A 12,599-nucleotide genomic window follows, 5' to 3' on the forward strand; every position below is an offset into this window, starting at 1 on the left:
ACTACAACAAGGTCGATTTCAGCCAAAATTTGAGAACAAGAACTTTTTCCAGAACTAATTTTCTTTCTATTTACTATACAAAATGTCAAAGATCTTTTTGAGATATGTTTTTACACAGTCTCTGGAGAGGGGGAAGGGGGTGTGTCATAGTTTCGCTCTATAACTAGCTTTAACACACCCCTTATCCCCTCTCAAAAGGGGACTTGGTTACTCCCGTCTCTATAAACAAAATCTACGAATCCCCCGCCATAAATTACATATGACGGGGATTTTTTTGCCCCGTCGTGAATATATAACTTATATAAAACGACGAATTATGAAACATTATCTATACCTGCCGGCCTTATTTCTGGCCGGTGTTTTCCTCGGAAGTTGTTCGGAGGATGAAATTGTGAAAAAGGGAGATACGGAGACACCGGCCGACGGTGCCCGCCTGCAACTGTCTTTCCGTAACGGTACGACGACACGTGCCATCGGCGAATCGTTTGCCGCGACTACCGAAGAGAAGAAGATCAATAAACTGTCCTTCTATGTCTACCCCGCCAAAGAGGCGGATCAGGAATTTGTTCCTTTCCAGCGTTATGTGTTCGATATGACGGAAGTCACCACCACTACCCCGCTGGAAACAGACAGCGTCACCATCACCCAGGCTGCCGACGGCGAATATACCTGCGACTTTATCCTGCGTGAAGGGGCGGGCTTCGACTGCCGGGTGGTAGCCGTTGCCAATGCCACCGATGCTTTCAACGAGACAAACAACCAGAATACCTATGCCAAACTACAGGAAGCCCTGTGCGACGCATCCGCCATGCCCTCCACTCCTTCTGCCAATCCGAAGGACGACGGTCACTACGGCCTGATGATGTATGCCGAAAACCACGGGATGATCCGCAAGTCGACGACCACCGGCATGAGTTTCCGGATGCAACGCCTCGCCGCCCGCATCGACATCACCAACCGGGCTTATAAAAAGGAGAAGCCGGAAGAAGGTTTCGTGCTCGAATCGGCCCGCATAGTGAACGCCAAACGGCAAAGCTACGTAATCCCTGCCACTGCCGAACCGTGGACCGCTCCCTGTCTGACAACCGACTACGCCTGGATAGACAACAGCGGGACAAAGAAAATCCTCGTGTTTGCACAGACCGGTACGGCCGGAGCCGACGGCATCGACGAAATAGACGACCAGATGGCCACCGGAACCATCGAACAACGCCTCTGGCACGAACTATACACCAGCGAGAACGACGACAACAACACGGCAACCTCGACCACAGTCGAGATCAAAGGCCTGTTCCGCGACGCACCGTTCAGCCGTGTGATCCCGTTCGTGAACAAAGACAAAGAGCCGGTCCTGATCGAACGCAACCATCGTTACCTGATCCTGATCAACCCGGCTCCCGACCAGACAGACGTCACCTTCAATATCCAGGTAGCCGACTGGGATGCCGTCGACACCATCAACGTGAAGCCGACGCAGAAGGTTGTGCCGGAACTGGCAGAGATCACCTGTGGCGGGACGGGAGGCAGTTACACTGCGGATACGAAGACGGTCGCCTACCCGGCAACTGGTACGGATGCTTCTTTCACTTTCACAGCCGTCTGCCCGTTCGATACGGATACGAAAGTAGTTTATCCGGAAGGGTATGAAGGGGCAGCATGGATCAACGTTCAACAGGGAGAATCAACGAATACAAAAGCCTCCACCGGCCTCAAACGCACCTACACCGTCACCCTGACCGGCCAGGAAGCTGCCGATGCCGCCGAACGTTCTGCCTTACTGTTAATCCGCAACGCCGCCAATGCCACCGCACGCGATACGTTACATATTCAACAAACGGTGACAGCAATTCCGTAGTAGAAATAATTGAACTATCTACGGTATCTTGTAAACGAGGCTTGCCTCGTGCCGCAGGCTCTCTTTTGCCGTTGGTTTCAACCTACGGTTCTAAATACAGGAGGCAAAGCCTCTTCCTTTGTGGGATTTATCCCCTTTCATTATATGATACCCGATAAAGGGGTTGAAACCCACAGAGGAATCCGGTAAAACCGGAAGGTTTATCTATCCGTCAGTTGAAACTGACGGCAAAAGAGAGCCTGCGGCATGGGGCTTTGCCCCATTAAAGAGGCACAAGTAGTTCATTTCTGAGAAATATTAAACCAAGTGACACATCACTAAAACACCAATCATATTATGAACAAAGCAAATCTTATAAAATCAATTGCCCGGCGTACAGGGGCAACGGAATGCCAAAGCAAAAAGATGCTGGAGGCATTTATAAAAACACTGGAAGAGGAACTGGATGAAGGGAACGGGATCATCCTGCAAGGTATCGGCACTTTCTCTCCCTGGTATCAGAGCAAACGGCTCGGACGTAATCCGCGTACGGGAACGACCTGTGAGATCGCTCCCCGCACCAGCGTCAAGTTCAAACCAGGGAAATTGCTGTTGCAGTGGCTGAACAGGAAATAACACGGCTTACTCGAGCCTGATCTCCTTACTCTGTACATAGGAAACATCCAACTGCCCGCCGGCACTCCCGTTGCTTTCCTGCAAAGGACTCACTTTTGCACGGCTCAGCGACAGGGTTGCCTTACCGGGCAGTGATGAATTACTGAACGTGATATTGATGGAACGGCTGCCCTCGTCGCGGTTAAAAATGCTGTTCACTCCGCCATCATAACTGATAGTAACTTCCACCACTTCATTCGGACCAACCGGATCGCCTTCCCAGGTCAACGTGGTCGTACCTTTCACCTTTGCCGATGTAAACGATTCGGGAATAGCGATCGGTTTTACGTCTTTTATGGAAGCGACATTGGTATAGACCTCATCTTTTGCACGGGTAAAGGTGAAAGTCATATCTTCCAGTCCTTTAAAAGAATACGTATAGAAATAAATACCCACATTGGCAAAGTTGGGGTCCTTGCCGTTGAACAGGATGGAAGCCGGGCCATTCAGTTTAATGTTGATCCCCGCACTATCCTGCTTATTGAAATTCGCTCCGACATTTGTCTTATTATTAGTCACATCGTAGGAAACACCGAGATTCTGATAGAAAGGGACATCCGGTTCAATATCGGAAGAATCATCACTGTCGCAGGAGGTGAGTGTCCATGCGAATAAAAGGGAGGCAAACAAGAAATACTTTTTCATGACGTTTACTATTTTGAATTACCTCTATATAACAAACGAAATGAAAAAAGTTTATCCCGTTAACATTCTCTGTCAAGTCTCAAGACACATCAGCAGTTCTTCTACAGAAGCGACCTGCCGCGGCGGATTACCCGAAAGATAAAGGGTGATCGGAGATTCTACCGTCTCTCCCGCATCAATCCGACTTTCCGATTCTATTTCGCAGCCGGCATGAATCCCGTTCCGCAGAAGCGCCTTACGCACCATCGCATATTTCTGGCCGCTGCCGGTAAGGCGGATTTCCCTGTCATAACGGTTGTCGATGCGGAACAGGCCGGTTTCCATATCGAAGACAATCCCTTTGCGGGCAAAGAAACCGCTCAAATAACCGCTTAAAGCGAGGTCCTCGGGCGTACCGGTACTGATCCCTTTCACCTTGTCCATCAACCATATCTTATCGGCGATCTGAAGGGCCAGTTCAAGGTCATGGGTAGAAAGAAAGATCGTTTTATTGGTCGTGCGGGTAAGATGATGCAAAAGCTGCATGATCTCCACCTTGCTGGGAAAATCGAGAAAGGCAGTCGGCTCATCCAGGAAGATTACAGGCGTTTCCTGTGCCAGTGCTTTGGCGATCATGACCTTTTGCCGCTCACCGTCGGAAAGGGTGTGTACCATGCGCGAGGCGAGGCTCTCGATCCGGACCATGGCGATCGCCTCTTCCACGATCCGCCTGTCTTCTTTACCCAAGCGACCCCAAAAACCGGTGTACGGACTGCGTCCCATGCCGATCAGTTCACGGACAGACATGTTGCGGATGTCACACTTATCTGTCAGCACCACTCCCACTATAGTGCTAAGCTCCTTATCACTATAGTCCTGTATATCGCGGGACAGTAGTGCTATTTCGCCCGACAGGCGAGGCTGGAAAGCGGATAATGTACGTAATAAAGTAGACTTTCCGACACCGTTGGCACCCAGCAGGCAAGTTAATTCGCCACTATAGATAGTAGTCGTTATATGACTTGCTACCAGCTTTGTATCACTTTTAGAATGATAACCGATAGACAGGTCTTTTATCTGTATCGTTGCCTCTTTCATACTCATTCGTTCAATTCGTTCTTACGTTTGCGGAACAGGACGGAAGCTACTACCGGAGCTCCCACCAGGGCCGTTACCGAGTTGACCGGCAAGGCTCCTTCAAAGCCAGGCATACGAGCGATCAGGTTGCAGGCAAGCGCCAAGGCGGCACCGGCAAAAAGGACAGCCGGCATCAGTACACGATGGTCAGAAGTCTGAAAGATGGCGCGGCAAAGATGCGGCACTGCCAGTCCCAGGAAGATGATCGGCCCGCAATAAGCTGTGACGATAGCCGTCAACACACCCGCCGAAGTAATGACAAGCAGGCGTGCCCGTTTTATATTCAATCCCAGGTTACGCGCATATCCGTCACCCAGCAACATCAGGTTCAGCGTCTTTATCAGCAGGAAGGAAAGAGGGATCAGCACCGCCATAATGATCACAAACAACATCATCTGATTACCCGAGACACGGGAAAAACTTCCCAACCCCCAGATCACATAAGCACGGATATCCTCTTCCACACTAAAAAACTTCAATACCCCGATCACGGCATTCGCCACATAACCGATCATCACACCGATAATCAGCAACGTCACATTTCCTTTTACCTTCTGCGAGACATATACGATCAAAGCCATCACGGACAAAGAACCGATCACGGCTGCAACCGACAGGGCTATCTCCCCCATGAACCCCAGCTTGCTGAGCGCCACACCTCCCAGGCTGCCGCTCAACAGGACGACAAAGGCAACCCCCATGCTCGCCCCCGAACTGATACCCAATACGGAAGGTCCGGCAAGCGGATTACGGAACACGGTCTGCATCTGAAGCCCGCTGATCGACAATCCGGCACCGGCAACCAAAGCCGTCAGTGCCTGCGGGAAACGCGACTTCCAGATAATGTTCTGCCAGGTGACAGGCTCTTCGCCGCTACTGAAAATGATATGCCAGACCGACTGCAACGGGATGGAAACAGATCCCAGCACCAGGTTCAGAAACAACAGGACAACGATGGTAACAACGATCAGAAGCATCAGGAAAGTATTCGAGTATTTCATCGCCGCTTATTTAAGTAAATCATAATAGACCGGTGTATGGTCCGGCAATAAGTCCGGATGGAAAATATGCAACAGGTCGGCTAGCAAGACCTCCGGCTCGGTAGGCATGCTCTCGTAAAAAGGCTTCTCCCGCATGTTGCAATAGATGACGCCTTTCTCCCTGAACGCACGGAAATCGGCATAACGCGGGTCTTGCTCCTTCAGGGCCTCATAACTGTATGTACCGGGATAGCTGTTCACGATACGCCAGTAATCGGCATCGTCAGCCTGGTTGTATATCGTTTCAAAATCGAGCGTGACACCACCGGAACGGTCGTCGTCCTTCAAGAAATAGTCAGCACCGGCATCCTTGAAGAGTTGCGCCAGGAAGCTCTTCCCGCCTACCGCATACCAGTTTCCTCCGTGTATCTCGCCGCTGAAGACGATCGGACGTTTCTTCACCTGTCCTTCGGCTGTCAGCGCTTTCAGTTCATTGTAACGTTTTTCTATGGCGGAAAACTTATCGTTCGCCTCTTTCTCCATACCGAGCAGCAATCCGACGAACTTGATCCATTCCGCCTGTCCCAGCGGAGTCGTTTCCTTATATCCCAGATGGGGGATCAAAGGAATGCCGATATCTTTCATTGTCTCATATCCGCCCCGTTTGAAAGGGGAAATAAGAATCAGGTCAGGATTGATGCTCATGATCACTTCGTTATCAAAATTACCCTCAATACCGATCTTGGCTGTCTTTCCTTCTTTCAGCTGCTTATTGACAGTCTGGTTGAAAAGATGACGGGTACTGGTGATGCCGACCACTTTATCTTCCGCCCCTAGCTTGATGAAATTGGATAGCTGCAACGAAGTCATGCAAATGGCACTACGCACAGGGATCTCGATAACCGTATAATCCGCAGGGATACCTTCCGGCTTCGTTCCGCGCTCTACCAAGGCATATTGGAAACGGGTGCTTTCTTCATTCTGGGGATCTTGTATATCCATCAGGATATAACCGTCGGCATAGGACAGTTGAAAACCTTTGGCATATTGTGGCGTAATATGCGCCTCACGATCAGCAGATGCTGTCTGCTGTGCCGAAACACTCTCCTTCTCCTGCCGATTTCCCTTCGATACACACGACGTTGCCAGCAATGCAACCAGGCAACAACCTGCTAAATACTTGTTCATATTCATATTTGTTTTTATCCGACACAAACTGTCCAAACCCACGAGGAAGATACTCCATGAACAGGAGTTTTACAGAACCTATTTCGATCGCAAAAGTAATAAGAAGTTTGCAACTTTGCACTATTTTCAGCACATTTGCACCCCAAATAAAAACGAGAATAAAATGACTTACCCGATCAGTTTCGTATCATTAGGTCCCGGAGAGCCGGAACTTATCACAGTGAAAGGTCTCCGACAACTTCAGAAAGCAGATATTATCTACTGCCCCGCCACCCGTAACAGGCTAGGCGAAATCCTCTCGCGTGCCGCCGATATCGTACGTGCACTGGAAATAAACGAAACTGCCATCCGCTGCTTCATGCTCCCCATGAGCAAAGACCGCACGGAAGCCTGGAAAGCCTACGACGCCCTCTACAACGAAGCCGCCGCAAACTATGCGGAAGGCAGACAGATCGTTATCGTAGCCGAAGGCGATGCCGGCTTCTATTCTTCCATCCAGTATATATATGACAAGTTTATAGAGACGGGAATCGACGTTCAGCGTATTGCCGGAATCCCCGCCTTCATCGCTGCCGGAGCATTGGCCGGCTTGCACATTGTCAAACAGGAAGAACAGATTGTCGTTATCCCCGGCACTCCTTCCGCGGAAGAATTATCTGAAAAGATAAATGCCGGATACGTGGTCGTCATTATGAAACTGTCGCAATGCGTGGAAGCCGTACATGCATGTATCCGCAAGCATCCACAGACACAATTCCATTATTTTGAAAATGTAGGAACGGATAAGGAATACTACACCTCCGACCGACAAATCATCGCAGAGAAATCTTTCCCCTATTTCTCACTGATGATCATACAATAAAAAAAGGGTGTAGCAGAAGAAACTTTTGCTACACCCTCAACTTAAAAATTACTATCCCAATTATTGTATCGCAAAAACTATACGGATTCTATGATACCGTTCAGACGGTTCATATGGTAGCGAAGCGACTGAACAGACTCCCAGTTCTGATGCCCCGACTTGCACAACTCACGTGCACTCACTAATACTCCTGAAATGTGACTGCTGATCTCTTCAATCTTTTTATTCGTTTCAGTATAAAGAGTCTCAGCCTCTTCCGGTGAATAGATGGAAGCAGATTGTGCCAACGATTCAAGTAACTTCATCTGATAGACTCCGGCCCTGGGGATCAAGTTGCTGATGGCATAATGATGAAGATCCTGGATTTCCTTCTGCTTGGTGGTATCCCAACCGACATTATTCATACTCTCCGAAGAACCCATCTTCGAAAACATTCGAATACCCAAACAATCTGCAATTGTTCTAACCCATGATCCTGTCTCTGTTTCTCTTGAAACGACGCCTGCCAAACTAAATCTCATTGTTGCCATAATCAAATCTCCTTAATTACATAAACCGAAGTTTTTAAAATTGTTATTTACTTTCTTTTTATCACTCTAAACTTGCTGTTAGTTTCATTTTGTCATTGTGATGTCACAAAATTAGGCAAATTATCATACACCACAACCCTTTATCTATATTTTAAAGTTCTTTAATACAAAAACTGTCGAAATGCACTGTTTTTGCCAACCGAAGATTACAAATAAGTTGAAAAACGCGCACTTCACTTAACAAAGAATCATCACCAACCTCCTTTTTGTGACTTTTATCAATATAACACCAATTTTATGCAGTTATCAGGTGTAACAACCTTTCATTCTATCATTTTGTTATTTAATTAAAAATAGTATACTTTTGTTGCCTCTTTAAACTTACATAAGCACATGAAATCGGATATAGAAATTGCAAGAGAAGTCTCCCTTCGTAAAATAAAGGAAGTTGCCACAGGTTTGGGTATTCCGCGCGAAGAAGTACAAAACTATGGTCGGTATATCGCCAAAGTGCCCCTTCACCTGATCGATGAAGAGAAAATCAAAGAACATAACCTGATCCTGGTAACGGCCATCACGCCTACCAAAGCAGGTATCGGTAAAACAACCGTATCTATCGGTCTTGCCCTGGGCCTGAACAAGATAGGTAAAAAAGCAGTCGCCGCCCTGCGTGAACCCTCGCTGGGTCCGTGTTTCGGTATGAAGGGCGGAGCAGCCGGAGGCGGATACGCACAGGTACTGCCGATGGAAAACATCAACTTGCATTTCACCGGCGATTTCCACGCGGTTACATCTGCCCACAACATGATCACGGCGTTGCTGGATAATTATATCTATCAGACACGCAACACCTGCGAAGGGCTGAAAGAGATTAAATGGAAACGCGTGCTCGACGTAAACGACCGTAGCCTGCGCAATATCGTATCCGGCCTGGGAGGCTCGGCAAACGGTGTTCCGACAGAGACAGGATTCGACATCACGCCGGCTTCCGAAATGATGGCTATCCTTTGTCTGGCGACCGATCTGGAAGACTTGAAACGCCGCATCGGGAATATCCTGCTGGGATATACAAACGACGACCAGCCGTTCACAGTCAACGACCTGGGTGTTGCCGGAGCGATCACCGTACTGCTGAAAGACGCCCTTCTGCCTAACCTGGTGCAGACAACAGAAAATACCCCTGCTTTCGTGCATGGCGGCCCGTTCGCCAACATCGCCCACGGCTGTAACTCGATCATCGCGACAAAGATGGCGCTTACCTACGGCGATTATGTGATCACGGAGGCTGGTTTCGGTGCCGACCTGGGTGCTGAGAAGTTCTTCGACATCAAATGCCGCAAAGCCGGCCTGAAACCGAAACTGACGGTTATCGTTGCTACCGCACAGAGCTTGAAGCTGCACGGCGGCGTTCCCGAATCACAGATCAAGGAACAGAACATCGAAGGTCTGCGCAACGGCTTTGCCAACCTCGACAAGCATGTGGCCAATATGAAACGTTTCGGTCAGGAAGTGATCGTTACCTTCAACCGGTATGCAACCGATACGGACGAAGAAATCGCCCTGGTTGCCGAACATTGCAAAGAGCTGGGTGTAGGTTTCGCCATGAACAGCGTATTTGCCGAAGGCGGTGAAGGTGGCGTGGAACTGGCCAAACTGGTAGTAGATACGATCGAAAACAAGCCGTCGGGCGAGTTGAAGCTGATCTACGAAGATACAGACAATGTACGCGACAAGATCAAAAAGGTATCCGAAGAAATCTACGGTGCTGCCTCAGTCACTTATACGACATTGGCGGATAAAAAGATCAAACAGATCGAAAGTCTGGGTATCTCCCACTACCCGATCTGTATCGCCAAGACGCAATATTCATTCTCTTCCGACCCGAAGGCTTACGGCGTTGCCAAAAACTTCGAACTGAAAGTGCGCGATATCATCATCAACAACGGTGCCGAAATGATCGTTGTCATCATGGGTGAGATCATGCGTATGCCGGGACTTCCGAAAGACCCGCAGGCAAAACGGATCGACATCGTGAACGGGTTGATCGAAGGGTTGAGTTAATTGAAAATTAAGAGCTATTTGTTTATAGTGACAGGAGTAACTAATTCCATCACTATAAACAAATATTCATATCCGATCAATTATGATTCAACGCATCGATCATTTATTTCTGTTGAAAAATTTATTGAAGAATACGATCTGATAGTCAATGGAATTGCGCCAATAGTCGCCATTATGCGCACCCGGGCGGACAATGAAGTCGTGGTCGATCTTGTATTTCAGCAGCTTTTCATGGAAATTGTTATTTACTTCAAAGAAGAAATCACTGTAACCACAATCAAAGATCAAAGCTAAATCACCGTTCTTCAAACGATCAATCTGGTTGATGACCGTATGTTTCTCCCATACTTCTTGATTTTCACTTTCTTTGCCCAGCCATTCACTCATATTCCAGTTATTGGGGAAAGGACGAATATCAACACCGCCGCTTGTGCTCCCGGCTGCACCGAAAATATCCTTATGACGGAATGAGAGCCACATGGCACCGTGGCCTCCCATGCTCAGACCGGTGATGGCGCGTGCCGTGCGGTCTTTTATTGTCGGGTAGTTGGCGTCGATATAATTGACCAGCTCCTTAGCGACAAAAGTTTCATAGCGGTAAGATGGATTGACCGGACTGTCCCAATACCAGCTGTTCTTGCCATCCGGACAAACAAATATGATTCCATACTGGTCAGCGATCTCGGGTAAGTTTGGTTTCAGACCGATCCAGGTTTTGGCATTTCCTCCATGCCCGTGCAGTAAATAAATGACCGGAGCCTTTGTCTTTCCGCTTCCCGGCAGGACGATAACGGTTTGAACCTCTTTATTCATCGCGTCACTGCGTACATGAATCGTATCGACAACTGCCGCCTGCACAGACAAGGCGAAAAAAGCGACCAGAGACAAAAAAAATATCTTTGCTTTCATAATCTTGTATAGAATTTATTAGTTGAAAGCAAAGATATTCATTTTTTGGTTAGAAGACTTCTTTCCAGTGCTTCAGATTTGTATCGATCGTATCCATTACTTCTTTTGAACGGCCTTCCATCAGCAGTTTATACATGGTCTGCGCAAATCCGAGCATCTGGGTGAACTCGATCTTCGGAGGCATCGCCAGGGCATTCGGATCGGTCATGATATTGACCAGGACGGGACCGTCGGAGGCAAAGGCTTTTGTCAGCGTCGGCAGCACATCATCCGGATTGCTGACATTGTATCCTGCCATTCCCATCGAGAGGGCAACGCGGGCAAAGTCGGGATTGAGCATCGTTGTCTGCCAGTCCGGCAGTCCGGCGACTTCCATTTCCAGTTTGACCATTCCCAACGAACGGTTGTTGAAGACGATCAGCTTGACCGGCAGTTTATATTGTACGATCGTCGCCAGGTCGCCCAGCATCATCGAAAGGCCGCCATCGCCACAGAGGGCAACCGCCTGACGGCCGGGATAAGCCAGTGCCGCCCCTATGGCTTGCGGCATAGCATTCGCCATCGAACCGTGGTTGAACGATCCCAGCATCTTCCGTTTCCCGGTTGCTTGCAGGTAACGGGCGCCCCATACGCAGGTCATGCCCGTATCGACCGTAAAGACGGCATCTTTTGAGGCCAGTTCGTCGATCATGGAAATGACATATTCCGGTTGGATCTTTTCATCTTTACCTTTTACTTCGGCGGCCGAGCGCAGGTTTCGCTTTACCTTGTCATAATGGGCCAGTTGTTCACGCAGGAAGCTGTCATTCGTTTTCTGACGGACCAAAGGGAGCAGTTCCTGTAAGGTATCTTTCACATCGCCGCAGAGTCCCATCTTTATTTTGGCACGACGCCCCAGACGGTTTGCTTTGATATCGACCTGCACGATTGTATTGTTTTGCGGCATAAAGGCTTCGTAAGGGAAATCCGTACCCAACAACAATAAGACTTCCGCTTCGTGCATGCTGTAATAGCCGGAAGGCATTCCCAACAGGCCGGTCATACCTACTTCGTTCGGGTTATCGTACTGGATTTCCATTTTACTTTTGAAAGAATATGCCACCGGGGCATTCAGGCGCCGGGATAATTCGACCAGTTCCTTATGGGCGTCTTTCGCTCCTATCCCACAGAAAATGGTTACTTTTTCCGCTTTGTTCAGCAGGTCGGCCAATGCGTCGATCTCTTCTGCCGAGGGGCAGACGCGCTGTTTGGTAGGGAAAGGCTGCTGGGATGATTCGTCCGACGTTGCAGTCTTCGAAGTCAGGTCGCCGGGCAGACCGATCACTCCTACTCCGCGAAAAGAAAGGGCGGCCTGTATGGCTCCTTGCAACATGCGGGGGAACTGTTCGGGCGTTGTTGCGACCTGGTTGTAATAACTGCAATCTTCAAATAATTTGATTGTATTGGTTTCCTGAAAATATTCCGTACCGAACTCGTGGGTCGGCAATGTGGATGCGATGGCCAGCACCGGGGCTCCCGAACGTTGGGCGTCATATAACCCGTTGATCAGGTGGACATGCCCGGGGCCGCTGCTTCCCGCACAGCAGGCCAGTTCGCCGTTCAATTGCGCTTCGGCGGCGGCGGCAAAAGCGCCTGTTTCTTCGTGGCGGACGTGGATCCATTTGATCTTTCCGCTTTTACGCACTGCTTCGTTTACCTCGTTCAAGCTGTCTCCCGTGACAGCATAGATACGTTTTACGCCTGCCTTTTCAAGCGTATCGACTAATTGTTCCGCTACATTCTTTGCCATAATTATATGT

General features: G+C 49.0%; 11 protein-coding genes. 4 read left to right on the plus strand and 7 right to left on the minus strand.

Features of this window, described 5'->3' with window-relative positions:
- The first annotated feature begins 316 nt into the window (after positions 1-316).
- Positions 317-1,855 carry a fimbrial protein gene (locus NBH14_RS26990; RefSeq protein ID WP_186961839.1) on the plus strand — a complete coding sequence of 513 codons (1,539 nt, stop codon included), beginning with the start codon at positions 317-319 and terminating at the stop codon, positions 1,853-1,855.
- 336 nt (positions 1,856-2,191) lie between these two features.
- The gene (locus tag NBH14_RS26995; protein ID WP_128135302.1) at positions 2,192-2,470 is read left to right on the plus strand and encodes an HU family DNA-binding protein; all 279 of its coding nucleotides are present in this window, start codon (positions 2,192-2,194) and stop codon (positions 2,468-2,470) included.
- A gap of 6 nt (positions 2,471-2,476) precedes the next feature.
- Here NBH14_RS26995 and NBH14_RS27000 read toward each other — a convergent pair whose 3' ends face one another.
- The 4 genes from NBH14_RS27000 to NBH14_RS27015 form a co-directional block, all read right to left on the minus strand.
- Positions 2,477-3,154: a hypothetical protein gene (locus tag NBH14_RS27000; RefSeq protein WP_046146864.1), complete on the minus strand. Its 678-nt coding sequence runs from the start codon at positions 3,152-3,154 to the stop codon at positions 2,477-2,479.
- A gap of 72 nt (positions 3,155-3,226) precedes the next feature.
- A complete protein-coding gene (locus NBH14_RS27005; protein WP_186961856.1) occupies positions 3,227-4,231 on the minus strand; it encodes an ABC transporter ATP-binding protein in 1,005 nt (334 codons plus the stop codon).
- Positions 4,232-4,233: 2 nt separating this feature from the next.
- Positions 4,234-5,271 carry an iron chelate uptake ABC transporter family permease subunit gene (locus NBH14_RS27010; RefSeq protein WP_128135304.1) on the minus strand — a complete coding sequence of 346 codons (1,038 nt, stop codon included), beginning with the start codon at positions 5,269-5,271 and terminating at the stop codon, positions 4,234-4,236.
- Positions 5,272-5,277: 6 nt separating this feature from the next.
- Positions 5,278-6,438, minus strand: coding sequence for an ABC transporter substrate-binding protein (locus NBH14_RS27015; protein ID WP_186961840.1), 1,161 nt, complete (start codon positions 6,436-6,438; stop codon positions 5,278-5,280).
- Positions 6,439-6,601: 163 nt separating this feature from the next.
- Here NBH14_RS27015 and NBH14_RS27020 point away from each other — a divergent pair, with 163 nt between their 5' ends.
- The gene (locus NBH14_RS27020; RefSeq protein ID WP_186961841.1) at positions 6,602-7,300 is read left to right on the plus strand and encodes a precorrin-2 C(20)-methyltransferase; all 699 of its coding nucleotides are present in this window, start codon (positions 6,602-6,604) and stop codon (positions 7,298-7,300) included.
- Between the two features lie 77 nt (positions 7,301-7,377).
- Here the strand turns inward: NBH14_RS27020 and NBH14_RS27025 are convergent, their stop codons facing one another.
- A complete protein-coding gene (locus NBH14_RS27025; RefSeq protein ID WP_186961842.1) occupies positions 7,378-7,830 on the minus strand; it encodes a hypothetical protein in 453 nt (150 codons plus the stop codon).
- Positions 7,831-8,223: 393 nt separating this feature from the next.
- Here NBH14_RS27025 and NBH14_RS27030 point away from each other — a divergent pair, with 393 nt between their 5' ends.
- The gene (locus NBH14_RS27030) at positions 8,224-9,891 is read left to right on the plus strand and encodes a formate--tetrahydrofolate ligase (RefSeq protein WP_186961843.1); all 1,668 of its coding nucleotides are present in this window, start codon (positions 8,224-8,226) and stop codon (positions 9,889-9,891) included.
- Positions 9,892-9,990: 99 nt separating this feature from the next.
- On the opposite strand, the gene NBH14_RS27035 is transcribed toward NBH14_RS27030, so the two are convergent.
- A complete protein-coding gene (locus NBH14_RS27035; protein WP_186961844.1) occupies positions 9,991-10,800 on the minus strand; it encodes an alpha/beta hydrolase in 810 nt (269 codons plus the stop codon).
- A 49-nt stretch (positions 10,801-10,849) separates the two neighbouring features.
- Positions 10,850-12,589: a thiamine pyrophosphate-dependent enzyme gene (locus NBH14_RS27040; protein WP_186961845.1), complete on the minus strand. Its 1,740-nt coding sequence runs from the start codon at positions 12,587-12,589 to the stop codon at positions 10,850-10,852.
- Positions 12,590-12,599 lie beyond the last annotated feature (10 nt).

It is taken from the genome of Parabacteroides caecihominis (genome assembly GCF_023656785.1).
GTDB lineage: Bacteria > Bacteroidota > Bacteroidia > Bacteroidales > Tannerellaceae > Parabacteroides > Parabacteroides segnis.